Source organism: Acrocarpospora sp. B8E8, from assembly GCF_039871605.1.
Taxonomy (GTDB): Bacteria; Actinomycetota; Actinomycetes; order Streptosporangiales; family Streptosporangiaceae; genus Acrocarpospora; species Acrocarpospora macrocephala.
In genome coordinates, this window is the sequence record NZ_JBDPLV010000081.1 from 21,309 (window position 1) to 46,366 (window position 25,058).

General features: G+C 67.0%; 23 protein-coding genes. 14 read left to right on the plus strand and 9 right to left on the minus strand.

Annotated elements, in window-relative coordinates; genetic code table 11:
* Nucleotides 1-9 precede the first annotated feature (9 nt).
* The 5 genes from ABGB08_RS45935 to ABGB08_RS45955 all read left to right on the plus strand — a co-directional run bounded on the left by ABGB08_RS45935 (nucleotide 10) and on the right by ABGB08_RS45955 (nucleotide 2,852).
* Complete coding sequence (locus tag ABGB08_RS45935; protein WP_347604125.1) at nucleotides 10-462, plus strand: SRPBCC family protein; 453 nt, start codon at nucleotides 10-12, stop codon at nucleotides 460-462.
* 79 nt (nucleotides 463-541) lie between these two features.
* Nucleotides 542-1,336, plus strand: a complete 795-nt coding sequence (locus tag ABGB08_RS45940) for a metallophosphoesterase (RefSeq protein WP_347604127.1) — start codon at nucleotides 542-544, stop codon at nucleotides 1,334-1,336.
* 93 nt (nucleotides 1,337-1,429) lie between these two features.
* Complete coding sequence (locus ABGB08_RS45945) at nucleotides 1,430-1,768, plus strand: metalloregulator ArsR/SmtB family transcription factor (RefSeq protein ID WP_347604129.1); 339 nt, start codon at nucleotides 1,430-1,432, stop codon at nucleotides 1,766-1,768.
* Nucleotide 1,769: 1 nt separating this feature from the next.
* Nucleotides 1,770-2,237 (plus strand): SRPBCC family protein, encoded by a 468-nt coding sequence (locus ABGB08_RS45950; RefSeq protein ID WP_347604131.1) that lies wholly within the window; start codon nucleotides 1,770-1,772, stop codon nucleotides 2,235-2,237.
* Between the two features lie 24 nt (nucleotides 2,238-2,261).
* On the plus strand, nucleotides 2,262-2,852 hold the full coding sequence (locus ABGB08_RS45955) for a dihydrofolate reductase family protein (protein ID WP_347604133.1): 591 nt from the start codon (nucleotides 2,262-2,264) through the stop codon (nucleotides 2,850-2,852).
* An 88-nt stretch (nucleotides 2,853-2,940) separates the two neighbouring features.
* On the opposite strand, the gene ABGB08_RS45960 is transcribed toward ABGB08_RS45955, so the two are convergent.
* The gene (locus ABGB08_RS45960) at nucleotides 2,941-6,216 is read right to left on the minus strand and encodes a glycoside hydrolase family 97 catalytic domain-containing protein (RefSeq protein ID WP_347604135.1); all 3,276 of its coding nucleotides are present in this window, start codon (nucleotides 6,214-6,216) and stop codon (nucleotides 2,941-2,943) included.
* Nucleotides 6,217-6,359: 143 nt separating this feature from the next.
* On the opposite strand from ABGB08_RS45960, the gene ABGB08_RS45965 reads away from it, so the two are divergent.
* Nucleotides 6,360-7,517: an ROK family transcriptional regulator gene (locus ABGB08_RS45965; protein WP_347604137.1), complete on the plus strand. Its 1,158-nt coding sequence runs from the start codon at nucleotides 6,360-6,362 to the stop codon at nucleotides 7,515-7,517.
* Between the two features lie 22 nt (nucleotides 7,518-7,539).
* On the opposite strand, the gene ABGB08_RS45970 is transcribed toward ABGB08_RS45965, so the two are convergent.
* Both ABGB08_RS45970 and ABGB08_RS45975 read right to left on the minus strand, forming a co-directional pair.
* The gene (locus tag ABGB08_RS45970; protein WP_347604139.1) at nucleotides 7,540-8,754 is read right to left on the minus strand and encodes a sigma-70 family RNA polymerase sigma factor; all 1,215 of its coding nucleotides are present in this window, start codon (nucleotides 8,752-8,754) and stop codon (nucleotides 7,540-7,542) included.
* Nucleotides 8,754-9,170 (minus strand): YciI family protein, encoded by a 417-nt coding sequence (locus ABGB08_RS45975; RefSeq protein WP_347604141.1) that lies wholly within the window; start codon nucleotides 9,168-9,170, stop codon nucleotides 8,754-8,756. The genes ABGB08_RS45970 and ABGB08_RS45975 overlap by 1 nt, the downstream gene beginning before the upstream one ends.
* A 356-nt stretch (nucleotides 9,171-9,526) precedes the next feature.
* On the opposite strand from ABGB08_RS45975, the gene ABGB08_RS45980 reads away from it, so the two are divergent.
* Complete coding sequence (locus tag ABGB08_RS45980) at nucleotides 9,527-10,108, plus strand: hypothetical protein (RefSeq protein ID WP_347604143.1); 582 nt, start codon at nucleotides 9,527-9,529, stop codon at nucleotides 10,106-10,108.
* A gap of 106 nt (nucleotides 10,109-10,214) precedes the next feature.
* Here the strand turns inward: ABGB08_RS45980 and dnaB are convergent, their stop codons facing one another.
* Nucleotides 10,215-14,111 (minus strand): replicative DNA helicase, encoded by a 3,897-nt coding sequence (gene dnaB, locus ABGB08_RS45985; RefSeq protein ID WP_347604145.1) that lies wholly within the window; start codon nucleotides 14,109-14,111, stop codon nucleotides 10,215-10,217.
* Between the two features lie 482 nt (nucleotides 14,112-14,593).
* On the opposite strand from dnaB, the gene ABGB08_RS45990 reads away from it, so the two are divergent.
* Nucleotides 14,594-15,901 (plus strand): MATE family efflux transporter, encoded by a 1,308-nt coding sequence (locus ABGB08_RS45990; RefSeq protein ID WP_347604147.1) that lies wholly within the window; start codon nucleotides 14,594-14,596, stop codon nucleotides 15,899-15,901.
* 303 nt (nucleotides 15,902-16,204) lie between these two features.
* Nucleotides 16,205-17,677 (plus strand): amino acid permease, encoded by a 1,473-nt coding sequence (locus ABGB08_RS45995; protein ID WP_155353535.1) that lies wholly within the window; start codon nucleotides 16,205-16,207, stop codon nucleotides 17,675-17,677.
* A 45-nt stretch (nucleotides 17,678-17,722) separates the two neighbouring features.
* Here the strand turns inward: ABGB08_RS45995 and rplI are convergent, their stop codons facing one another.
* The 4 genes from rplI to rpsF form a co-directional block, all read right to left on the minus strand.
* Complete coding sequence (gene rplI / locus ABGB08_RS46000) at nucleotides 17,723-18,169, minus strand: 50S ribosomal protein L9 (RefSeq protein ID WP_347604149.1); 447 nt, start codon at nucleotides 18,167-18,169, stop codon at nucleotides 17,723-17,725.
* Nucleotides 18,170-18,186: 17 nt separating this feature from the next.
* Nucleotides 18,187-18,423: a 30S ribosomal protein S18 gene (gene rpsR, locus ABGB08_RS46005; protein WP_061256131.1), complete on the minus strand. Its 237-nt coding sequence runs from the start codon at nucleotides 18,421-18,423 to the stop codon at nucleotides 18,187-18,189.
* A 69-nt stretch (nucleotides 18,424-18,492) separates the two neighbouring features.
* A complete protein-coding gene (locus ABGB08_RS46010) occupies nucleotides 18,493-19,080 on the minus strand; it encodes a single-stranded DNA-binding protein (protein ID WP_347604152.1) in 588 nt (195 codons plus the stop codon).
* Nucleotides 19,081-19,203: 123 nt separating this feature from the next.
* Complete coding sequence (gene rpsF / locus ABGB08_RS46015) at nucleotides 19,204-19,494, minus strand: 30S ribosomal protein S6 (RefSeq protein ID WP_155344977.1); 291 nt, start codon at nucleotides 19,492-19,494, stop codon at nucleotides 19,204-19,206.
* A gap of 178 nt (nucleotides 19,495-19,672) precedes the next feature.
* Here rpsF and ABGB08_RS46020 point away from each other — a divergent pair, with 178 nt between their 5' ends.
* Nucleotides 19,673-19,981 carry a hypothetical protein gene (locus ABGB08_RS46020; RefSeq protein WP_347604154.1) on the plus strand — a complete coding sequence of 103 codons (309 nt, stop codon included), beginning with the start codon at nucleotides 19,673-19,675 and terminating at the stop codon, nucleotides 19,979-19,981.
* Nucleotides 19,982-20,286: 305 nt separating this feature from the next.
* On the opposite strand, the gene ABGB08_RS46025 is transcribed toward ABGB08_RS46020, so the two are convergent.
* Nucleotides 20,287-20,463, minus strand: coding sequence for a hypothetical protein (locus tag ABGB08_RS46025; protein WP_170321454.1), 177 nt, complete (start codon nucleotides 20,461-20,463; stop codon nucleotides 20,287-20,289).
* A gap of 224 nt (nucleotides 20,464-20,687) precedes the next feature.
* Between ABGB08_RS46025 and ABGB08_RS46030 the strand changes: the two genes are divergently transcribed.
* The 4 genes from ABGB08_RS46030 to ABGB08_RS46045 form a co-directional block, all read left to right on the plus strand.
* The gene (locus ABGB08_RS46030; protein WP_347604156.1) at nucleotides 20,688-21,074 is read left to right on the plus strand and encodes a DUF6788 family protein; all 387 of its coding nucleotides are present in this window, start codon (nucleotides 20,688-20,690) and stop codon (nucleotides 21,072-21,074) included.
* A gap of 14 nt (nucleotides 21,075-21,088) precedes the next feature.
* Nucleotides 21,089-22,426 (plus strand): ISKra4 family transposase, encoded by a 1,338-nt coding sequence (locus ABGB08_RS46035; protein ID WP_347604158.1) that lies wholly within the window; start codon nucleotides 21,089-21,091, stop codon nucleotides 22,424-22,426.
* A 106-nt stretch (nucleotides 22,427-22,532) separates the two neighbouring features.
* A complete protein-coding gene (locus tag ABGB08_RS46040) occupies nucleotides 22,533-23,303 on the plus strand; it encodes a deoxyribonuclease IV (RefSeq protein ID WP_347604160.1) in 771 nt (256 codons plus the stop codon).
* 1,303 nt (nucleotides 23,304-24,606) lie between these two features.
* Nucleotides 24,607-25,058, plus strand: a 452-nt coding sequence (locus ABGB08_RS46045; protein WP_347604162.1) for an RRXRR domain-containing protein, incomplete at its 3' end; no start/stop codon positions are given.

Here is a 25,058-nt window from a genome sequence, read left to right on the forward strand (position 1 = left end):
GAGGCAGGCGTGCCGGAAACGGTACTGACGAACACGTTCCACGTCGACACCACCCCCGAGGCGGTGTTCGAACATCTGACCACCCCCGAGAACTATGTGGGCCTGTCCCCCATCGTGATCGCCGTCCACGACGTCGACCGCTCGTCACCCGGAGTGATCCGCTACACGGCCGTCGAACGCTTCCGCTTCCTCGGCTTCATCACCCACGACAACCCGATCAAGGTCGAACTGTTCACGGAGGGATTGTCGCTGTACGGGGAGGTACGCAGCCCGGGGAACATCCGGATGGGATACCGGTTCGACCTCCACGCGGACGGGGAACGCACCCGGATCGAGGACCGGCTCGACCTGCGGGCTCCCTGGTTCCTCCTCCGGTACGCGGCGGGCGAGGCGCGCAAGGTACAACTGGCCCGAGGCCGCATCCTGGCCGAACGCCTGGCCCCAGCGGAATCCGCAAGCTGAGACTCCCCTGCGTATGGTCACCGGGAGCTGTCAGCCGCTCCCCATGAGACGCTGGCAGTCCGGTCTTTGAGGAGTGCTCATGATTGTTCTGGCTCACGTCAGCGATGTCCACATCGACGGAAGCGACCGCAACACCGAGCGGACCGCGCACGTCATGTCGTACGTGGAGGGACTGGACGTCTCAGCGGTCATCGTCACCGGCGACATCGCGGACAACGGCGCCGAGGACGAATACACGATCGCCCGCGCGGCACTCAAAACCCGCCACCCGTCGATCATCTGCCCTGGCAACCACGACAGCCGGGAGCCCTTCCGCAAGGTCATGCTCGACTCGGATGCCGCTGATGGCGGTGCTGGGGACCCACCAAGCTCCGGAGTTCTTGGCGGTGCCAGTAGCGTTGTCGAGCCCATCAACCAGGTCTTGAGGATTCCTGGAGCCACGATCATTCTGTGTGACTCCAGCATTCCCGGTCGCGCCGAAGGACGTCTGGACGACACGACGCTCGCCTGGCTGGACGACACGCTCGCCGCCGAAACCGGTCCTGTCTTCGTCGGCATGCATCACCCGGCGACGGCGCTCGGGATTCCCTACGTGGACGGCATCGGCCTACGTGAGCCAGAACGCTACGCCGCCATCCTCGAACGCCACCCACACGTTGTCGCCACCCTCGTCGGCCACGCCCACACCGGCGCCGCCACAACCTTCGCCAACCGTCCCCATCTGGTCGCGCCCGGCGTCGTCAGCACCGGCCTCCCACCCTTCGAATGCACAACCCAACCCCCAGTGAGCTTGGACCTCCCACCTGCTCTCGCCCTGCACATCTACGACAACGGCCAGCTGACGACCCACTACCGAGCACTTCCGTTGCCCTAGGGCTCTTCTCCTGAAGGGGTTGACACGAGCTGCGGCGGGACGCATATTCAACCTACAAGTTAATTAACCGATCGGTTGAGAAAGGCGGAGACAGTGGACCGGCTGAGCGAGGTGTTCAGCGCCCTCGCCGACCCGACCCGGCGGGCCATCCTGGCCCGGCTGGCGGAGGGCGAGGCGACGGTCAACCAGCTCGCCGAACCGTTCCCGATCAGCCTCCAGGCCATCTCCAAACACCTGAAGGTGCTGGAACGGGCAGGGCTGATCACCCGCGGCAAGGAAGCACAGTGGCGGCCGTGCCGCCTCGACGCGGGGCCGCTGCGCGAAATTGCCGACTGGATCGCCGACTACCAGCGGTTCTGGGAGCAGCGCTACGACCGGCTCGGCGAGTACCTGCAACAGCTTCAGAAGGATAGAAGGCAACAGGAGGAGTGAGATGAGCGACAACCTGACGGTGACCCTGCCGTCCGACCTGGAGATCAAAATGGTGCGCGTGTTCGACGCGCCGCGCGCGCTCGTCTTCGAAGCGCACGCGAACTGCGAGCACCTCAAGCACTGGTGGGGCCGGGGCAACCCGCTCGACTGCGTGATGGACTTCCGCCCGGGCGGAACGTACCGCTTCGTCGAACACACGCCGGACGGCGAGCAGTACGCCTTCCGCGGTGAGTACCGGGAGATCCAGGCGCCGGAGCGGATCGTGCAGACCTTCGAGTTCGAAGGCATGCCCGGCCACGTGTGCGTGGAGACGCTGGGGCTGACCGAGGAAGACGGCAAGACGACCGTCACCAGCCTCACCCGGTTCGACACGAAGGAAGACCGCGACGGCATGGTGTCCTCCGGCATGGCGGACGGCGCCCGGGAGTCCTACCAGGCCCTGGCCGCCTACCTGGCGAAACTCTCCTGAATCTCTACGGTCACGGAGGAACCAATGCGAGAGCTGACAGTGGACCTGTTCTGCACGGTGGACGGCTGGCTCTCGGGCCGCAACTCACCCGGCTACTTCGGGTACGCCGGTCCCGACCTGCAGGGGTGGATCGACGAGCAGGTCGCCCTCCCGCACGTGATGCTGATGGGAAGCAACACCTACACGGCGCTGGTACAGATCGCCGCCTCCGGCGGTGATCCCACGATGCCGGCCGAGTCTCCCGCGTTCAAGCGTATGGACGAGCTGCCCAAAGTGGTGTTCTCAAAGTCGTTGAAGCCACCCCTGACGTGGAGCAACACGTCGCTGGTGGCCGAGGACGTCGCGGTGGCCGTACCCGCGATGAAGGACGAGCCCGGCGATCCGATGCGAGTGATCGGCAGCCCGACCCTGGTCCGCAGCCTGTTCCGGCTCGGCCTGGTGGACCGCCTGCGCCTCATGGTTTTCCCGCAGGTGCTCGGCGAGAGCGGACAGGAGCGCTTCCTGCAGGGCCTGCCCGATGTCAACCTGCGGCTCATGTCCACCGAGGTGCTCGACCAGCGGCTGGTCCTGCTGGACTACAAGCTAGAGGAGACTCCAACCTCACCGACGGTGTGATCTCATCCGGGCTCTGGTCGCCTTCGAGGCAGAGGCCGACGCCCGTCCCCGCGCGATCAACCCGATCGCGCGGGGACAGTGATCTGGGTTATCGGTGGATGACACCCGGGTTGGGTTCGAGGCTGATGGAGTCGAGGTTGACGTTGCCGTTGTCGCTGGGGCCGTACACGAAGGTCAGCGGGGTGGTCGTGGTGAGGCGGAGCTCGACCTGGTGCTCGGACCAGGTGTCCCAGTTCTGCAGGGTGGGCAGCCGGAGCTGGAGGGACTGCGTTCCGCTGGAGAGGGTCATGGTCTGGGTGGCGCCCATGGCGTTGGCGTAGCGGAGGCGGATGGTGTAGAGGCCGTCGGCGGTGACGGGGGCGTTGAAGCGTACGCCGCTGTCCTTGGTCTTCAGGCAGGCCACGAAACCGGTGCCGGTGTAGCCGGTGTGGTCGGTGCGCCGGCACGCGCCGCTGACGAGCTGTGCGGACTCCGCTTCGATCGTGCGGGGGCCGGTGGCGAGAAGCCCGCTGACGGACAGCAGGTCGGCCGCGACGTCCTGGGCAATCGGCTCGGCGTTGACCAGGGCGGTGAATCGGTTGAGGGCTTCCCGCATCCCCGCCGGGTCGTTGGCGACCGCTGCGGTGATCGCGGCTTTGACCTCGAGGGCGAGCCTGCCGGACAGGTCCGGGCTGAGGGCGCCTGTCTCTGTTGCCAGCCGCACCTTCAGGGCGAGGGAGAAGAGCGCTTCCGGTGCGCCGAGCCGGGTGGTGAGCAGGTCGTCGATGGCGGTGCGGGCCGGCGAGGTCACCTCGGTGAGGGGGAGACCGTAGAGGGCGAGGCGTACTTCCTGGAGGGCCAGGAGACGGCCGGTCGAGTCACCCTGGCGGAGCAGGGCCTCGGCCCTGGTGATCGTGGGCTGGAGAAGCGCCATCGCGGACGAGGTCACCTCGCCGGACTTCCGCAACTCCCGGACGAGGCCGAGCAGCGAACGCGTCTGTGCGGTGAGGACCGGTTCACCGCGCTCGCCGGTGGGGGCGCCGACCGCGACCCGGAAGTCCTGGTCGGGCACCTCGGCGGCGGGCAGGGTCCATTCGACGGTCCTGGCGCCGCCGCCCGCGACGCGGACGCGCTGGGCATCGCCGGCGGCGCGGCCGTCGAGGAACACCTGGGTCTGGAACTCTGCCACGGTGCTGCCGGTGTTGGTGAGCTGGGCCTTCACGGTGAGCTGCTGGGTGGCCGGGTCCAGCACGGCTTCGGGGATGCCGTAACCGGCGCGGGGCGTGGCGTACCAGGGGAGGTCGGCGAGGTCTTCGGCGGTCGCGGGCCTGATCTTGACCGCCTGGCCGCCGGCGGCGACCAGCGACATGGACAGCCGGGTGGATGATCTGACCAGGGTCTTGCGGATCTCGACGGGCAGCGGATCGCCCTTCCAGGTGGCCTCCTGGGCGTCGGCGTAGGTCTCCGCGACGAAGGTGCCGTTGGGGAGGAACGACAGCGGCACCTGGAGGGTCCGGTCGTTCTCGTCGGTGATCGCGCCGAGGTACCAGGTGTCGCCGCTGCGCCGGGCGGTCGTGGTGTAGTCGCCGATGACGCTGTCCAGGACGCGGGTCTCGTCCCAGGTGGCGGGCATGTTCTTGAGGAAGGCGAAGCCGGGGTGGGCGGTGTAGTTCTCGGGGGTGTCGGCGAGCATCTGCAGCGGGCTGAAGAACGTCGGGTACAGCGCGAGTTGCGCGGCCGAGGTGGTCTGGACGCGGGTGCCGAGCCGGGCCGGGTCCCAGGTGACGTTCAGGACGCCAGGCGTGTAGTCGGCGGGGCCGCCCATGAACCGGGTGAAGGGGAGGATCGTGGCCTGTGCGGGCGGGTTGCCGTTGACGCCCATGTAGTTCTGCTGCTCCATGCCCGCGACGCCTTCGCCCGTCATCATGTTCGGGTAGGTGCGGGACAGGCCGGTGGGCTTGATCGCCTCATGGGCGTTGATCGTGATGCGGTGCCGGGCCGCCGCGTCGATCACCCGCTGGTAGTGGCGGACGGCCTCCTGGTCGTAGTGGCTGCGGTTGACGCCGCCGAGCAGGAACTTCGTGGCGTAGCCGGTCTTGATCGCGTGGATGCCGAGTTCCTCGTACCGGGAGAAGATCTTCTCCAGGTTCTGGTCGTAGTAGTCGATGTCGCCCCGGGTCTCGTTGTGCGCGATGTACCCGATGCCGTTGTCGGCGGCGTACCGGAGGACTTCGGGGAGGTCGAAGTCGGCCTGCGGGGTCAGGAAGTCCTGGCCCGCCCAGGACCCGCCGGAGTTGGTGTTCCAGCCCTCGGCCAGGACGAACTTCGCGCCCGCCGCTTTGGCCAGGTCGATGTACTGCTTGAGCCGTGCGGTGGTCGCGCCGTGCTTGGGCCCGGCGTTCCAGGTGGTCTGCCGACGCTGGAGCTCCCACCAGACGCCCACGTACGTCGCGGGCTTGATCCAGGACGTGTCATCGCAGCTCGCGCACGGGTCGTTGAGGTTCTCGATCAGATGGGATTCGCCCAGGTCGCCGGGGCGTTCGCCCACGGTCAGGGTGCGCCAGGGCGTGGCGAACGCGCCGTTCAGCTTGGCCTTGGTGCCGTCGGGAAGGGCGATCAGGTCGCTGGAGAACCGGCCGGGCCGTCCTGGCACCGCCTTCAGCGTCATGCTGGGGTAGTCGGTCAGGTCGGCCTCGTGCACCACCACGTAGGAGTCAGCGGCGAGGGAGGCGGTGATGGGGGTCTGGGCGGTGGAGACGCCGGACAGGGGCAGGTCGCGGTAGTGCTGCTCGTCGGCGGACCAGGTCTTGCCCGCGGCGATCGACCAGCTCCGCGCGCCGGGGTCGAGGGCGAACTCGGTCTGCTCGGCAGTGACGGTGTAGGCGTCCAGGCCGGGCTGGTCGGGGAAGCGGTAGCGGAAGCCGACCCCGTCGTCGAAGACCCGGAACACCAGGTCGAGCTTGAACCCCGTGCCGGCCTGGACCGCGTGGACGGTGAGCTCCCGCGCGTGGTTCCTGACCTTGCTGGACGTCCCCCAGACCGGCTGCCACGTCTCGTCGATCGTGCGCCGTTCGACGGACTCGATGGCCATGCCCTGCGTGAGGCTAGGCCGTCCCGCGAGATCCATGCCGAGCCCGGACGCGCCGACGAGTGTCTTGTCATGCTTCGTCACGCTGTAGGTGAGACGCCCGCCGACGGTGGTGACCGCGACCCGCAGATCACCGTCCGGCGACTCGACGACCTGAGCGCTCTCCTCGGTGAGGGCGGGTGTGGGTTCCTCGGCCAGCGCCGGCACCGCCGCGATCCCTCCGGAGACCAGGATGGCCGCCGTCATCGAGAGCAGTCCCGCCCGTCGTCTTCTCCGCTCGGCCTTCTTACGTTCCATGCATGCCTCTTCTAACGGGGGTGCTGATGCGATGGTGAAGATTCCGCTGTCCCGTGACGGTAGATGGCAGGAAAGACTCTGGTCAACACTCTTAATATTTATTAATTAGTGCATTAAGCATCCAAATTAGCTACGCTTGGCCGGTGTCCACCACGCCGAACCAGCGGATCGAACGCAGCAGGCGCGCGATCCTCGACGCGCTGAACCAGTCCTTCCCCGCGACCCGGCAGGAGCTGAGCCGCCGGACCGGCCTCGCGCCGAGCACGGTGGCGGGGATCGTCCGGGGCCTGCTGGCCAAAGGGCTGGTGCAGGAGCACGAGTCCGCCGACCACACGGGACGCGGCAGGCCGACCTCACGGCTGTCGCCGCGCCGCCCGCCGGGGCATCTCGTCGGGATCGACTTCGGGCACACGCACATCTCGGCGGCGCTCGCCTCGACCGCGCAGGAGATCGTCGTCGAGGGCACGGTGCCCCTCGACGTGGACGCCTCGGCGAGCAACGCCTTCGACCAGGCGGCCATCCTGGTCGCCGACCTGCTGGCCCGGGCGGGCGTCCCGGCCGGTTCGGTACGGCGGACCGCGGCGGGGATCCCGGGGCCGATCAACCAGGCGACCGGCAAGATCCAGTCGGCCACGATCCTCGCCGGCTGGGCCGGGGTCCGGCCTCGGCAGGAGCTGATCGCCCGGCTGGGCGGGGAGGTGGTGATCGCGAACGACGCGGAGCTCGCCGCGCTGGCCGAGCACACGCACGGGACCGGGCAGAACGTGTCCGACCTGATCTACGTCAAGGCGTCCCACGGCATCGGAGCCGGGTTGATCCTCGCAGGCAGGCGGTATACCGGGGCGTACGGGGCATCAGGGGAGATCGGGCACACGCTGGTCCAGGAGGGCGGGGCACAGTGCCGTTGCGGGCAGCGCGGCTGCCTCGAATCGGTGGTGTCGATCGACGAGGTGTGGAGGCAGCTCATCGCGGCGGGCCTGCCGCCCTCCGAACGGCCCGACGACCTGTTCCTGGACGCCCTGGTCGACAACCCGGTCGTGGCCCGGATCGTCGCCGACGCGGGACGCCGGCTCGGACGGGTCCTGTCCGACCTGTGCAACGCCCTGGACCCCGCGATGCTCATCATCGGCGGCGAACTCGCGACCGCAGGAGACCCCCTCCTGGACGGAGTCCGCGAATCCCTGCGCCGCTTCGCCCAACCCGCGATCAGCGACCGCGTCCAAATCCGCTCCTCCACCCTGGGCCCCCGCGCCGGCCTGGTAGGAGCCCTGACCCTCGCCGCGACGGCACCCACCCCATGAAAGCCGGGCCGCGCTGGAGAAGTCAGCCCAGCGCGGCCGCCTTGCCCAGCAGCACTGAGCGTTCGCGCTGGTTGGCGCACAGCCGGGCCGCCAGCTCCAGCTCGGCGCGCGCTTCCGGTCGCCGTCCGAGCCGGGCCAGCAGCTCACCGCGTACGGTCGGAAGCAGATGCGAACCGGGGAGCCGGTCCGAGGCGATCAGCTCGTCCACGATGGCCAGGGCTTGCGCCGGACCCGAGGCCATGGCCACGGCGACGGCCCGGTTGAGCTCGACCACCGGCGAGGGCGCGACCCGGCCGAGCGCCTCGTAGAGCACCACGATCAGGTCCCAGTCGGTCGCCTCCACCGACGGCGCCGACGCGTGGGCGGCGGCGATCGCAGCCTGCAGGCCGTAGGGGCCGAGCCCGCGAACCGATGCCTTGGCCAGCGCGGCCAGCCCACGGCGGACCGCCGAGAAGTCCCACCGCCGCCGGTCCTGGTCCGCCAGCAGGATCGGCGAACCATCCGGGCCGGTCCGGGCCGGGAAGCGCGCGGCCGTCAGCTCGCACAGCGCGAGCAAACCGTGCACCTCCGGCTCGTCCGGCTGCAGCGCGGCCAGCGTGCGGGCCAGCCGGATCGCCTCGTACGCGACGTCGGGGCGTAGCAGCCGGTCGCCCGACGTGGCCGTCGACCCCTCGGTGAAGATCACGTAGACGACGCTGAGCACGCCGCCCAGCCGTTCCCGGCGCTCACCGGCCGGCGGCAGCTCGAACGGCACCCCGGCCGCCGCGATCGTCTTCTTCGCCCGGGTGATGCGGGCCTGCACGGTCGGCACGGGTACCAGGAACGCGCGGGCGATCTGTTCGGTGGACAGGCCGCCGACCACGCGCAGGGTCAGCGCCACCCGAGCCTCGGGGGAGAGCACCGGGTGGCAGCTGACGAACATCAGCGCCAGGATGTCGTCGTCGATCCGGTCGGGGTCGATGTCCTCGTCGACCACCGGGTCAGCCGCCAGCAGGGCGTGCCGGTCCTGCAGGGCGGTCCGGCGGCGGAGCGCGTCGATGGCCCGCCGCCGGGCCGTGGCCATCAGCCAGCCGCCCGGATTGGCCGGAGAGGTGAGCGGCCACGACGTCAGCGCCTCGGCCACCGCCTCCTGGGCGGCGTCCTCGGCCAGCCCGAAGTCGCCGGTGAACCGGGTCAGCGCGGCGACGATCCGCGCCGACTCGATCCGCCAGACAGCCTCGACGTCGGCCGTACCCATCAGATCCGGCCGGTGCTTTCGCTCCCGGCCCGTTCCTCGACGGACCCCTGGTTGTCCTGCGGCATCTCGTCGTCTCCGGCCACCCGCCGGACCTCGATCTTGGATCCGGTGACCGACGGGACCCGCTTGGCCCACTCGACCGCCTCCTGCTTCGAGGCGACATCGAGCAGGAAGTAGCCCCCGAACAGTTCCTTGGTCTCGCCGTACGGCCCGTCCGTGACCACCGGGGTCTCGCCGCTGAAGTCGACCACGACGCCCTGGCCCGCATCGTCCAGTCCCTCGGCCGCGACGAACACGCCAGCCTTGACCAGCTCCTCGATGTAGTGGTACGTCGTGGCCGCCAACTCTTCGAACCCGGCCCTGATGGCCGCGTTCGACTCATCGGTGCCCCGCATGATCAGCATGTACTTCGGCATCGTGTTCTCCTCCTCGGCGGGGCCGCCTCTCGGCCCTCGCACCCCACTCGTCGAACGAACGGCCCGCGGATCGACACAGTCCCGAAGAAATCTCTCGCCACGACGCAGCCGATCCCTCCGGCCCGCGTTGCGCCCGTCAGACCAGCCCCTGAGCGATGGCTCACGCGGACACCATGCTGATCAGAAAGCTTAACGTCGCTGCTACGTCCTGATCGAAGTCCGCGTAGCTCTGCCGAGCGTGTGACCAGGGACGATAGGTTCCGTCTCCGATACGTGGCGGTGGATTTGTCTCACCGATATGGCGCTTTCCTCAGTTTCTCGCCCATGTTGATTCCTTGCGATGCGACCGTGACCGTATGCTCTCCGACGCCGAGCGCGCTCTTCGACCGGCCTGGCGCTTCCCGTTGCTTTTCTTCGGCGCCGTTGCCGTGGCGATCGCACCGCTCTACTACGGACATCCAGCTGACCTCCCGCCCTTTAATTTCCTGTGGTTGATGGGGCTGACGGTCGGCGCCGTTCTGACTCAATGGTGGTACACGCGACGCGGCCGACCGGCCAAACTCCTCCCGATCGTGCTGTGGGTGATCCTGGGATTCGCCCCGATGCTGCAGAGGCTGGACTGGCTGTTCTACCTGTGGCCGTTCTTCGTCAGGAACGACTTCGGCCTGTTGGCGATCGGGATCGGCCTCATCGCGCTGGCGGTCCACGAGCGCAGCCGGTTCCTATGGATGCTCACCCTGGCCTACACCACACTGGCCACACTGGGTGTGGTCTACGACATCGAGAACGTCTACTACGACGTTTTGGGCCTGCTCGGCGTCCGGAACCAGGACATTCCCTACGACCTGATGCACGTGACACCGGTGCTGCTTCCCGGACTGCTCCTCCTCGCTGGAGGACTGCTCACCCCACGCACCGCGAGCCGGATGGAACGCTGATACCCACGTTTCACCCAATTGGCGGATCCGCCATCGGTCCGTCAAGATCGGTGAGATTCCGCCAAGATTCTAGTGACCCTATAAGCGTGCCCTGCACAAGCGAGGGTCAGTGTTGGGCCATGTCGACGAAGCGGCTGTAGTGGCCCTGGAATGCGACGGTGACGGTGGCTGTGGGGCCGTTTCGGTGTTTGGCGACGATGAGGTCGGCTTCGCCGGCGCGGGGGGACTCGCGCTCGTAGGCGTCCTCGCGGTGGAGGAGGATGACCATGTCCGCGTCCTGCTCGATGCTGTTGTGGACAGAAATGCCGTTGGCGACGAAGTTGTGGGTGCCGAGCACCGTCGCGTCGTACACCATCTGCTCGCCGAGCACCTCGACGGAGGCGATCTCATCCCAGAAGACATCGTTGGTCGCCGTGATCTCCAAATCCTCACGATCGAGAATCGCGACCATCTGACCAAGCGTGCTCGCCTCCGGCCGAGGGCCTGGTCCATGCGGCTGGATCAAGACATCGCGCAACCGGTCCCACATCCCCTGAGGAAGACGACCGGGATCGGTTGTCCCCGTCCTCAGCCGAAGTTCCCGCGCACACATCTCAGCCGCAGCACCCGACATTCCCACATCTTCAAGAAACCGCAACTGGTTCTCGGGCCCGTAGATCATCAGTCGATGAGCTCCACCCACCGCCACGATCTGGGTCATCACATTGAACCGCAGCAACAACCTCGCAAGATCATCTACCAATCCCCGGCTCCCCACGAAACTGATCCGCGCTTCACCAGGCGCATACCTCCCGAGCACATCCTCATCGTTCACCTGGCCGGCAAATACTCCGCTTCCATGTACACGTCCGTCTTCCACCGCCATCGCATGCCCAGCCTGCACATCCGGCGCACTCGCGTGTCCAGCGGGAACTTCACCCTCGGAAACGGGTCCGGCGTGCACATCCACAGGCCTCGCATGCCCACCCTGCGCATTCAGCGCACTCACGTGTCCTGAATGCGCTCCGCCTCCATGCACATATGCGAGCGTTTCGCCCTCAGGGGCGGACCCGGATTCCCCATATACCGGTCTTGCGCCTATTGCGGCGGAGGCTTCTCCCTCGCGCGGGAGCCCAGCGTTCGCCTCCCAGTGGATCTCGCCATTGCTCGCCCACAGTTGCCTCAGAAGTAAGGCGAGTTGGGTCTTGCGTAGGCCGAATACGGCGTCTGGTAGGGAAGTCGCGTTGAGGAGGCGTGGGAGATCTATCCCCTGAGAAGGGACATGCCCCGTGGTCTTCAGCGGGGGAGGGACGTGGCGAGGAACGGCTACTCGGGTGCCGGGGGCCAGGTCGCCTACGGCGTGCCAGCCGTCGTAGGTGAGGAAGGGGTGGTTTGCGGTGGCCTCGAGTTCGCGGCCGGAGCGGAGGCGGACGCGGTAGACGGGTTTGATGCCGCTGGGGAAGACGTGGGTCAGGGTGCGGGGGACGAGTTTGAGGCGGTCGTCGAGGGACCAGACGGGGATGTCGCGGGTGTCGGAGTCGAGGAGGTCGCGGAGGGTGGTTTCGGCGCCGGTGTCGGCGCGGAGGATTCGGGTGTTCGCGGTGAGGCAGCCGGACTCACGGAGGTCGGAGACGGCCGGGCGTTTGTCGGTTCGCTGTTCGGGGCCTCGGTTGAGCTGGGAGATGGCGATCACGGGGACCTCCAGCTCCTTGGCGAGCAGCTTGAGCGCTCGGGACAGTTCGGAGACCTCCTGCTGGCGGCTCTCGGTCTTCTTGGGGGAGCTCATCAGCTGGAGGTAGTCCACGATGACGAACTTCAGGTCGTGGCGCTGCTTGAGGCGGCGGCACTTGGCCCGGATCTCCATCATCGACATGTTGGGCGAGTCATCGATGAACAGGGGTGCCTCGGCGACCTCACCCATGCGCCGCGCCATCCGAGTCCAGTCGTCGTCATTCATCAGACCGGAACGCATGGTGTGCAGGGCAACCCGCGCCTCAGCCGACAGCAGGCGCATCGTGATCTCGTTACGCGACATTTCCAGCGAGAAGATCACCGTGGTCAGGCCATGCTTGATCGCCGCAGAACGGGCGAAATCCAGCCCGAGGGTCGAGTTGTGCGTCGGAATCCACGTCTTGCCCGCAAGGTACATATGGTCGGCGTTGTCGATCTCCACGCAACGGACCGGCCGGCTTTCCACACGCCGCACATCGGTGACGTACCGCAGGCGCGTCGTCGGGTGATCGCGAGTGGTCTGCCGGGCAACCTTGCGAGGAAGCCGAAACACCTTGTCAGCGGGCGTAAATGTGATCACGTAAGCGGTGGAGGTCCCCACGGATCGACCCGAGACGGGCTTCTCAGTCCAGGTGGCCTTATATCCGAGGCTAAGGATCAGTTCCCAAGCACCCTCAGCGAGCCGCTCGCTGGTGACGGCGAACTGGACGGTCCCACTGGGATTGACATAACCATCCGTGTCGAGCAGCCCAGCGAGCAGGGCCCGGCGCTGGTCTTCAGAGGCGCGCAGGTAGTCCTGAGGGATGTGCTTGTCGGTCAGAACACCCATGCTCCGCAGAATCGCCTGAGCGGTCCCGTGATGATTCCTGCACTCCTGGCACTGCCTCAGACCCGCAGAAGGACTCCCGCAGTCAGGACATGTCGGCTCGGGTACGGGGTCGGAGAGGAATCTCGCCTTCCCTCCGCAGGTTCGCCCGCACGAACGAACCTGGGATGTCCGCGGGACGAATGACTTACCGCAGACGGCGCAAGCGCGGGCTGGGATCGGATCTTCCTGTGGCAGCCGGATCGAGTAGAGCAGCGTTCCAGCCTGCTTCGTTACTATCAGGCCTTCTGCCTCGATCTCCGCGATGATCTCGGGATCCGCGCTCGTGAGCCGGGCCCCCGCACTGTGCCCGTCGCCGAGCCATGCGCCAAGCGCATATGGAGGGAAGGGAAGCTCCCTTTCCGGAAAGGCTGCGGTCTTGGCCACGGGAACCGCGTGGTTCAAACGCCGGTCGGCCGTCTCGCAACGCAGGGTCGCGGCGATCTGCTCGGTCGTCTTCACTGACGCGAACGTCCGCTCGTTGCGATGGCGGACGTGACCGGTGGCGGCCTGTTGGGCCGACCGGCGGGACGCACGGGTCTCGGTCAGCCACTGGTGAGCGGCGTCGGCGACGATCACCGTGCCGTCGCTGAACTCGATCTCATAGCAGGGGCGGCCGTGCATCACGTCCGTCGCCGCGACGACGCGGGCCGGCTGGCCGTCGGCGCCGATCAACCAGTCGCCGACGTTGACCTCGCCCATCGTGGTCCAGCCGTCAGGTGTGGGCAGTGGCGTGTCGAGGGCGAGCGCCTTGCCGATGGCGGGACGGGCGGCGACGACGATCATCTGTCCTGGGTGGAGCCCGTTGGTTAGAGCGTCCAGGTCCTGGAAGCCGGTCGGCACTCCGACCATCTGGCCGCCGCGGCTTCCGATGGCCTCGATCTCGTCCAGAGCGGCCGGCATGATCTCCGAAAGCGGCAGATAGTCCTCCGAGGTACGCCTTTCGGTGACCTTGTAGATCTCGGCCTGAGCCCGATCAACGAGATCGTCGACTTCCTCGTTCTGGCCGCCGTAACCGTAGGAGACGATTCGGGTCCCCGCCTCGATCAATCGCCGGAGCACCGCCTGCTCACGAACGATCTTGGCGTAATACCCGGCATTGGCCGCCGTCGGCACCACAACGGTCAGGGTGTGCAGATATGCCCCACCCCCGACCTTCGCCACATCACCCCGCCGCTGCAATTCATCGAAGACCGTGACCGCGTCGGCCGGATCCCCCCGCCCGTAAAGATCAGTGATGATCTCGTAGACGATCTGATGGGCAGGCCGGTAGAAGTCGTCGGACCGCAGCACCTCGACCACATCGGCGATCGCGTCCTTGGAGATGAGCATGCCGCCCAGGACCGACTGCTCGGCCTCGATGTTGTTCGGCGGAGTCCGCTCGAACGAAGGCTCAGACGGCCCACCCGAAAAATCGACAACGCTCATCGCAACCCGACACCCAACACCGGCTGCGGCCGCTCACGCCGCCAACCGGCCATCCCCAGACCAACACCGCACCGACGCCCTCGGGGGCGGCGACGAGAGCCACCCCTCGCGGCGGGATCTCGTAGTGTGCCGTCGTGGTGCCCGGCTATTCGATCGGTCATGCGTCCCCCTCCACTCCGGCCGCACCACCCCCAGTTGTAGAGGACCGGGACGACAGTTTCCCGGGTTGTGGGGGCAACCGGCAACGAAGCCTGTCGACAGACCTGTGGATAAGGTGTGCACTTCTGCCGCCAGGGTGTGGGAAGCCTGGGGACGAGCCTGGGGATAACCTGTCCACAGGCTGTGGATAATCACTGTGACCTGCGGAAACAATATCCACCGGCTGTGGAGAAAAGAAAGTCGAGGCACCGATGGGAATCGGTCCGAAATGTCCCGTATATCCCTAGTACGGATGATCTTGCGGTAATCAGCATAATGGGTCCATGCCACTTACCCATGGTGAAGGCCGGACCACCGACCGGGAGATCCTCCGGCTTGCCGTGCCGGCCTTCGCGGCGCTGGTCGCCGAACCGCTGTTCCTGCTGACCGACTACGCGATCGTGGGACGGCTGGGGACGAGCGCGCTGGGGGCGCTCAGCGTGGCGGGGACGATCTTGGCCACGATCGTGAACCTGTGCGTCTTCCTGGCGTACGGCACCACGGCAGCGGTCGCCAGGCAGGTGGGGGCGGGCAACCATCGGCAGGCCGTACAGCGCGGGATGGATGGGGTGTGGCTGGCGGCGGCGATCGGGGTGGGCGTGGTGGTCGTCTGCTGGCCGCTGGCGCCGGGGCTGGTGGGGCTGATCGACGCGCCGCCGGAGGTGACCGCCGACGCGATCACGTACCTGCGGATCAGTCTGGTCGGGACGCCGGCGATGCTGATCGTGCTCGCGGGGACCGGGGTGCTGCGCGGGTTACAGGACACGGTCACCCCGCTCGCGGTCTCGGTCGGCGGGTTCGCGCTCAACGCCGCGTTGAACGCCTGGTTCGTGCTCGGGCTCGGGTGGGGGCTCGCGGGGTCGGCTTGGGGCACGGTGGCCGCCCAGTCGCTGGCCGCGGGGGCGTACCTGATCGTGGTGGTGCGGGGCGCGCGGCGGGTACGGGCTTCGCTGCGGCCGGATCCGGCGGGCATCAAGGCGTCGGGAACCGCGGGGATCGCGCTGCTGATTCGCACCGTTTGCCTGAGGATCGTGCTGGTCACGGCGACCGTGATCGCGGCCAGGCTGGGTATCGCCGAGGTCGCCGCGCACGGGATCACCACGCAGGTGTGGACGTTGCTGGCCTTCGCGCTCGACGCGATCGCCATCGCGGGTCAGGCGCTCACCGGGAAGCTGCTCGGCGCCGGCGACGTGCTGGGAGCGCGGCGGGTGACCGGGCGCATGGTGATGTGGGGCGTCGTCAGCGGCGTGGTGCTGGGCCTGGCCGTGATCGGCTGTCGCCCGTTCATTCCGGGGATCTTCGCCGCGGAATCGGCGGTGGCCGCGCAGATCGACGCGGTGTTGTGGACGGTCGCGCTGTTCCAGCCGATCGCGGGCGTGGTCTTCGTGCTCGACGGGGTGCTCATCGGTGCGGGCGATCAGCGGTATCTGGCCTGGGCCGCCGCGGTCACCACCCTCGCGTACCTGCCGTTCGCCCTGCTGGCGGGCAGTCTGGTCGGGCTGTGGCTGGCCATCGGGGTCTGGATGCTGGCCCGGCTGGCCACGCTGGGCCTGCGCGCGCGGGGCGACGCCTGGCTGGTGAGCGGAGCCTGACCATCGGGCCGAGGGCCGAAACCGCACAAACAGCCGACCGTAGCTGTGAATAAATGGAATCCGGCTCGGCCATTCATGAGCATTAAAGGTTCAACCATAGCCGGTCAGTATGGCCGACCAAGCGTCCAGACCAGGGCAAACACTTCAACTTCATAACATGTCCAATAAATGACGGGAGGGTAGTCATTTGGGCCCTTGTCGGCGGTAGTGAGATGAGGCACTGTTGCCTACGGTCTTGCCTCTGACGATTGGCCTGTCGTGACGTCTGTACGCCAGCCCACATCGACCTCCGTGCTCCGTCGCATGCCCGCGACGGAGGCCACCGTGCTGCGTACGGCAGGCCTGCGGGAGATCTACACCCGCAATGACCTGATCGTGCTTGGTTTGGGCGTCATGATCGGTGCGGGCATATTCAGCATCGCCGGCAGACAGGCCGCCAGTATGGCCGGTCCCGGCGTCATCCTCTCTTTCATGATCGCCGGAATTACCAGCCTGCTGGCCGCGATCTGCTACGCCGAACTCTGTTCCACGATGCCGGTCTCCGGCAGCGCGTACACCTACACCTACGTTATTTTCGGCGAGGTCTGGGCCTGGATCATCGGCTGGTCGCTGATCCTGGAGATGGAGCTCGCGGCCGCCGTGGTGGCCCGCGTCTGGTCGCTGTACTTCGCTCAGATGCTCACCGAACTCGGCATCGCCGTGCCCCCGCTGCTGAGCCGCCCCGAAGGCTTCGACCTGTTCACCCTGCTCATCCTGACCACGCTCACCGGAATCGTGGCGTTCAACGCGAAAGTCGGCCTGCGTGCCCTGTGGGTCATGGTCTCCGCCAAGCTCGTGGGCATCTCGGCGGTCATCATCATCGGCGCGCTGCACTTCAGCCCCAGCAACATCGCCCAGATCCCGGTCGACCCCGCCCCGCTGGTGACCGACGCGGACACGCTGCACTCGACGGTCTTCGGCCTGCTCATCGGCGAGACCCACGCGTTCGGCTGGTTCGGGATCCTGGCGGCGACACCGGCCATCGCCTTCGCCTACCTCGGATTCGACATCGTCACCACGGCGGCGGAGGAGACCAAGGACGCGACTCGGACCGTTCCGCAGGGCATGATCCGGGCCCTGGCCACGGCGACCGTGATCTACATCGCGGTGGCGGTGGTCATGATCGGAATGGTGACGTACTCAAAGATCACGCAGGGGGCGCCGCTCGCGGACGCCTTCCGGCTGGTCGGCGAGACCTTCATGGTGCACGTGATCAACATCACCGCCGTGCTCGGGCTCACCACCGTGGTGTTCGTGCTGCTGGTCGGCCAGACCCGGGTGGTGTTCGCGATGGCCCGCGACGGCCTGCTGCCCACCCAGCTGGCGCGGCTCAGCGGCTCGCACCGCACCCCCGCAACGGCGACCCTGGTCATCGGCGCGATCGCGATCCTGCTGGCCGAGTTCGGCCCGGTCCTCACCCTGGAACAGCTCGTCGTGATCGGTACGCTGTTCGCGTTCATGATCGTGTCAGCCGGTGTGATCAGTATGCGGCGGAGCATGCCCGACCTCCCCCGCGGCTTCAAAGTCCCGATGTCCCCGCTGGTCCCGGCTCTGTCCATCGTGGCGACGTTATGGCTGATGCTGAACCTGCAGGTCATCACCTGGCTGTATTTCGTGCTCTGGATGGCCGTCGGCGTGCTCGTCTACCAGTTGTACGGCCGACGGCACAGCGCCCTGGCCCCCACCATCGGCCGCCACCGGCGCCCGCAACCGCCCAAACACCAGTCCCGGACATGACGATGGCCCCTCGTTTCGGCGAGGGGCCATCGTTCGCGCCGGAGATCAGATGGCGAGGACCTCGATGTCGAGGGTCGCGGAGACCTCGGGGTGCAGCTTGACGCTGACCTTGTGCGAGCCGGTGCTCTTGATCGGGTTGCCGATCTCGATGCGGCGACGGTCCAGCAGCGGGCCGCCGGCGGCCTTGACGGCGTCGGCGATGTCACCGGTGGTGACCGAGCCGAACAGCCGGCCCGAGTCGCCCGCCTTGGTCTTCAGCTTCACCTTGAGCGCGCCGAGCTGGCCGGCGACCTCCTTGGCGGTGCCGAGGTCACGGATCTCGCGGGCGTCGCGGGCCTTCTTGATGGAGGCGATCTGCGACTCGGCGCCTCGCGTCCAGCGGATCGCGAAGCTGCGCGGGATCAGGTAGTTACGGCCGTAGCCGTCCTTGACCTCGACGATGTCACCCGGAGCGCCGAGACCGGAGACCTCAGTGGTGAGAATGAGCTTCATGGCTGAGTCCCCTTTCCTTAGCGCGCGGTGCTCGTGTATGGCAGCAAGGCCATCTCACGGGCGTTCTTGATAGCGGTCGCCACGTCGCGCTGGTGCTGGGTGCAGTTGCCCGTCACCCGGCGGGCACGGATCTTGCCGCGGTCGGAGATGAACTTCCGCAGCAGCGCCGTGTCCTTGTAGTCGACGTAGGAGATCTTGTCGTGGCAGAACAGGCAAACCTTCTTCTTAGGCTTGCGCAGTGCCGGCTTGGCCATCGTGGTGCTCCTTTCAGAGCCCCGCTCAACGCGGGAATGGTCGCTCGGTTATGGATGTGTGGGTGAAAGCTAGAAGGGCGGTTCGTCGCTGAAGTCCCCGCCGCCGCCGAAGCCACCGCCGCCGCCCTGCTGGCCGCCGTAACCGCCACCACCGCCGCCTTGGTAACCCCCGCCGCCGCCCTGGCCGCCGCCGAAACCGCCGCCACTCGGCGGGGCCGGAGACGCGGACGCCCACGGGTCGTTGGCCGGGCCGCCGCCGAAACCGCCGCCCCCGCCACCGCCGCCCTGCCGCGCGGTCTTGTTCACCTTCGCGGTGGCGTTGCGCAGCGAGGGGCCGACTTCGTCGACCTCGACCTCGTAGACGGTGCGCTTCTCGCCTTCCTTGGTCTCATACGACCGTTGGCGCAGCCGTCCCTGCACGATGACCCGCATGCCACGCTGCAGGCTCTCGGCGACGTTCTCCGCCGCCTGCCGCCACACGTTGCAGGTCAGGAACAGACCTTCGCCGTCTTTCCACTCATTGGTCGTCTTGTCGAGGAACCGCGGAGTGGATGCGATGCGGAACCGGGCCACGGCCTGCCCCGTCGGGGTGAAGCGCAGCTCCGGGTCGTCGACAAGGTTGCCGACGATCGTGATTGTTGTGTCGCCTGCTGCCATCGGTCGCTTTCGCCTTCCTATCCCGGTTCTTCAGGGGCTCAGAGTACGACCTGCCTCCGACAAAATCGGGGCTTCCCGTAACTCCCTGTCTACTCCCCTTCAGCCGTCCGGGACCAATGTTCGTCAGTGAAGCTCGGGACGGAGAACCTTGGTGCGAAGGATGCCCTCGTTCAGGTTGAGCTGACGGTCCAGCTCCTTGATCGTGGCAGGCTCGGCGGTGAGGTCGACGACGGCGTAGATGCCCTCGGACTTCTTCTCGATGTCGTAGGACAGCCGACGGCGGCCCCAGACGTCTACCTTCTCCACGGTGCCGCCATCGTTGCGCACGACCGTCAGGAACTGGTCGAGCGAGGGCTGCACGGTGCGCTCATCGAGGGACGGGTCAAGGATGACCATCATCTCGTAACGACGCATGCGGAATCCAACCTCCTCTGGACTCTTGCGGTCACGACGCCTTGCCGTGACAGGAGGACGCTGCGGTTCGCGCGGGTGATCACACGCGCTTACCAGATGCAGCCGAATAAGGCTACCAGGGCCGGGATTGTGCGCCGGCCGACCCGGGAATCCTTAGCGGGGAGAGGGGGTGGCAGGTATGCCACACATGCTTGGCCCGATCGAGAGCGAGCCCTTCCGTTTCACCCTCAACACCGACGGCAGACCCCACACCATGGAAAACATCCTCGCGGTCGGAACCTTGCTCGTGGGAATCGTGGCATTCATCCTGGGTTTCATCGTCAGCGCCCACGCCGTCGCCACCGCACTCGGCATCATCGGCTTCGCCGGCGGCTTGTTCTCCCAGTATGTCTCCGTCACCACGCCGCAACGCAGCCTCATCATCATGGGCGTCGTCGGGTCCTTCGTCGGCGCCGTCCTGGGCATCGCCCACGGCGGCTTCTCCTAACTCCGGCGGAGCAGGTACGGCAGCTGAGCGACGAGCGCGGCTGCTGATTCATCTCACGACATGCTCGTACGTCCCGCGTGGTCTGTACCCATGTTCGGGGGACCTTTCGGGTGATCCGGTACCTCTGCTTGTACGCCCCTGCTGGGCTGGTGCGCATAGGCACTGGTGGAATGTCTGATACCCGTGCCCTCACGCCCTATTGGGCTGGTCCGGTAACCGCGATGGGCGGGTGCTCGCGGAGCAGCGCGATGCCCGCCCATCGGTGGTGGGTGGTCGTTATGTAGTGATGCTTGGCTTGGTCGGTTTCATCTTCCGAGGTTGAGATTTACTCCTAGGAGGACGAGGAACCACAGGAAGATCGAGAGCAGGGCCTCTGCGATGTCGCGCAGGAGCCTGGGGGTGAGGTAGTCGTAGATCCAAGCGACATATATGCCGACCAGTATGTAGATCAGCACGATGGCTCTCCCGATCCGTTGGTTCATGTGATCTCCTTCTGTCGCGACACGCGGGTGGCAGGGCGTGTCAGCCGCCCCAGCGACTGCCCGGCGAAGAAACCTTGAAACGCTCTTGAAGGAGGCATAGGGTTCCGCCGCCCTTTGTCCGGGCGGTCTGGATGGGGGTGTAGGACACGATCGTAGGTTCCTGTGATCGGTCCTGGTCACGCGTTAGTCTGGTTATGGATCAGACAACCAGATTCGGAGACGTGATGACCATCCCCCCACTGGAGGACCTGGAGACCCAGCGAGCCGGACTGTATGCCGAGCTGGCGCAGGTCGGCGACTTTCGCCGGGGCTCGGTGAGTGAGAACTACCGCCGGTGCGGCAAACCGAACTGCGCGTGCGCGCAGCCGGATCACCCCGGTCACGGGCCGAGGTTCCTGTGGACCCGCACGGTCGGTGGCCGCAGCCGAGGCCGCCAGCTGTCGGCCGATGAGCTGGGCAAAGTGCGATCCGAGCTGGACCGGTATGCCCAGTTTGCCGCATTGGCCGACCAGATCGTGGAGGTCAATGAGAAGATCTGCGAGGCCCGGCCCGTTCCGGACCAGAGCGGGGTCGCTCCGCCCGAGCCGCAGGGCGAAAAAGGGGGCTCCTGACCTCGATCAAACAGGTGTTCGCTGCCGAGGTGGACCGCCTGGCCGAGCTGGCCGCTGCCGCCAGCGGCGCCGATGGCGCAGTGGAGTTGGAGATTGCGATCCGCACCGCGATGCTGTCCCTGGGAGCCGAGCTGTTGCAAGGGCTGCTGGCCGCCGATGCCGGGCATCGCGGGCAGGTCGTCGACTGCGGCGCGGGGCATGATGCCCAGTTCGTCTCCTACCGGGACAAAAAGATCGATACCGTGCTCGGGTCGATCACCCTGCCGCGGGCCTACTACCACTGCCCGGCGTGCGGGTGCGGCGTGGTTCCCCGCGATACCGAGTTGGGCATCGCCGGAGCCTCGCTGACCCCGGGGCTGCGGGCGATGATGGCCCATGCCGGGGCCGCATTACCGTTCGCCAGGGCCACCGCGCTGGTCAACCAGTGCGCCGGTCTGCACTTGAACGCGCGCCGGCTGGCCCGCAGCGCCGAGGCCGACGGCACCCGGCTCGCCGAGATCAACGTGGCCGAGGCCCAGGCGATCAACCGCGGCCGGTTGACGCCGCTGCCGCCCCCCGCCGGCGACCTGCCGGACAAGCTCTACATCGAAATCGACGGCACCGGCGTGCCGATGCGCCCCGACCAGGTGACCGACCGCGCCGGTAAAGGCGCCGACGGCCGCGCCCGCACCCGCGAGATCAAACTGGCCTGCCTGTTCACCCAGACCCGCTGCGACGACGACGGCCGCCCCGTCCGTGACGGCGACTCCTCCAGTTATGTCGCCACCTTCGACCCGGCCGCCGACTTCGCCCCGCTGGTGGCCGCCGAAGCCCGCCGCCGCGGCGCCGACCACATCCGCCAGCTCATCGTCATCGGCGACGGCGCGAAATGGATCTGGAACCTGGCAGGTGAGCGTTTCGGCGAAGCCACGCAGATCGTCGATCTCTACCACGCCCGCGAGCACCTGCACGATCTGGCCGACCACCTGGCCTTCATCACCCCCGACCCGGCCCGATGGCGCGCCGACCGGCTCAAAGAACTCGACGACGGCGACATCACCGCCATCATCGACGCCGCCCGCGCCTACCCGCTGATCGGCGTCAAGGCCACCGAACTCGACACCAAGATCGGCTATTTCGAGGCCAACGCCCACCGAATGAACTACGCCCACTTCCGTGACCTGGGGATGTCCATCGGCTCCGGCGCCGTCGAGGGCGCCTGCAAGAGCGTCATCGGCGCCCGCCTCAAACAATCCGGCATGCGCTGGGCCGTCCCCGGCGCCCACGCCATCGCCGAACTCCGCTGCCAGGACGCCAGCGGCTCCTGGGACGCCGCCTACAACAAGATCAACAATCAGACCAGGGCCGGATAGCCAGGCCACCCCAACCCCGGACGTGATCTTACCTACAAATCTGTCCTGCACCCTCTGGATGGGGAAAGCAGGGAGACTGTCGGAGGGCTCGGATACGCTCGGTTTCATGGTGCGTATCGGAGCTCACGTCGATCAGGATGATCCGCTGGCCCACGCCGCCGCGCGAGACGCCGATGTGGTGCAGTTCTTCCTCGGCGATCCGCAGGGGTGGAAGGGCCCGGTGATGCCGGCCAGCGCGGATGCGATCCGGGATTCCGAGGTGGATGTCTACATCCATGCGCCGTATCTGATCAATGTGGCTACGGCCAACAACCGGATCAGGATGCCCAGCCGGAAGCTGCTGGAGGGGCAGTTGAAGGCGGCGGCGTCGCTGGGGGCCAAGGGGCTCATCGTGCATGGCGGGCATCTCAACAAGGACGACGATCCTCAGATCGGGTTCGACAACTGGCGCAAGGTGTTCGAGCGGATGGACTGCCCGATTCCGGTGCTGATCGAGAACACCGCCGGTGGCGGGAACGCCATGACCCGGCGGTTGGACACCATCGCCCGCCTCTGGGACGCGGCGACCGCGGGCGCCCAAGACCCTTCCAAGATCGGTTTCTGCCTGGACACCTGTCACGCCCACGCCGGCGGCGAGGACCTCATCGGCATCGTCGACCGCGTGCTGGCCATCACCGGCCGAATCGACCTGATCCACTGCAACGATTCCCGCGACAGCTTCGACTCAGGCGCCGACCGCCACACCAACCTGGGCACCGGCCAAATAGACCCCGACCAGATTCTCACCATCTGCCGCACTGCCAACGCCCCCATCGTGGTCGAAACCCCCTCCGAAGGCCAAGCCGACGACATCGCCTTCCTCCGCAAACACCTCTAACCCAACCCACGCGCACTCCCACCCAGCCTTGTGCCGTGGCTTGTCCCCACCCCTCCGAGCCCTCCGATTCCCTCAAGCTCCGCCTGACCCTGCCAGCGCCGTAGCTCCTGCTGACCCCTCCCACCTACCGAGGCTCCACCTACTCCCGCGCCGCCCAGACACACGGTGACGGCAAAACCTTGACGGGCCGTCTCATATCAGACCGTTCCCGAGATCACCGCGCCCGCGATGGCCGCTGACCAGCAGCTCTGATGGCCGCCCGCCTGGAGGGGAAAACCTCAGCGCTGTGGTGAGGACTGCCGTGACGATCGCCGGCGTTGGCTGAACATCCGTGATCGCCGGGGCGATCGGCGCCGTGTGCCTCCTTCGCCGGCCCACTCCATCGTCATCGCGGGCCCTCACCTCACGGTGGCGACAGGCCACCTAGCGGGATGTGAGATGGCCGTCAGCCGTTATGGCACGTGACCATGCACCCCGACCCCTCCGTCCGTGGGTCAGGAGAAACCGATGGGCGCTAGCAGAGACGGAGTGCGGGGAGGAGTCGGCGGTGTGGTGTGTTCCTGCACTGCAATTGCGCTGGCTTCGGTTATCGACTAGTTCCGTATATGGTGTGATCACAATCAAGAATTCTTTGTGATGGAATGTCGCTTTTGAGGGCTTGGGGGCTGTGGGGTGAAGGTCGCGTGGCCAGCGATCGCTTAGGTGGCATCCGCCGATAGTGATTATGTTTTAGCAGTTCAGATCCCATGGATTGAGTAGTGCGCGGGCCCGCGGTCGGAGGGGCGCCTCATTGTGGAGTTGGACTGTCACACATGGTTAGACCTTCTCGATAGGGCTGAACGGGTTGCAAACGTAAGCCGGGAGCTGTGAGATGTGCTTTGGCATCTCCGGATCGCGCATTGGAGACATGGGTGATGAGGGCCATAGCCCTGGCCGGTCCGGTGCCGTAAGGAGGGGTCGGCGGCTCGTGTGGGTGTCTCCGGCAGGACGGGAGACCAATGCGAGCCGTTCGTCGTATTCGGGGCGGACGCCGGGAGCCAGGAAGGAACGTTCGCAGTCAACGACCCGGCCTGAAGGCCGGGGCTATCGGTGCCCGCCGCGCACCGATAGCCCCCGCGTTGACCAGCCCTAGCCGATCGCCTGAAGGAGGTGCATTCGATTGACTACGTTTCACGTAGGCCAGCAGACCCACCAGCGGGTGCTTCCTCAGCCCACTGCTCTGGAACCGGTGTCAGCAGACAAGCCCGAGGGTGGGCACGAAACGGGGCACCGGCGTCGCACCGGCAGCGGTGCGGTAACCGGCGTGGAACATGGGCGAGGGGAGATCGCCGGTTTCGGCACCCGGAACCAGCGGCGTCACCCCAACCCGGCTTCGGCTGGGAAGGGAGCGGGCAGTTCAGCCCACCCGGTCGTGTTCGTCCTGGACAAGCACGGCCACCCGTTACAGCCCACGAGCCCGGCCTACGCGCGGAAACTCCTCCGCTCGGGTCGTGCCGTGGTTCACCGCCACACACCGTTCGTTATCCGGTTGCGCGACCGCGCCGCCACCGACTCCACACTCCAGGGCGTTGAGATCGGCATCGACCCCGGCTCGAAGCACACCGGCATCGCCGTGTTCGCGGAACATGGCGGGAGTCGCACCGGCATGTACTCGTTCCAACTTGATCACCGAGGCGGGCAGATCCGCGACAAGCTCAGTGCACGTTCGAGCCACCGGCGGCGACGCCGGTCGAAGAATCTGCGCTACCGCGCCCC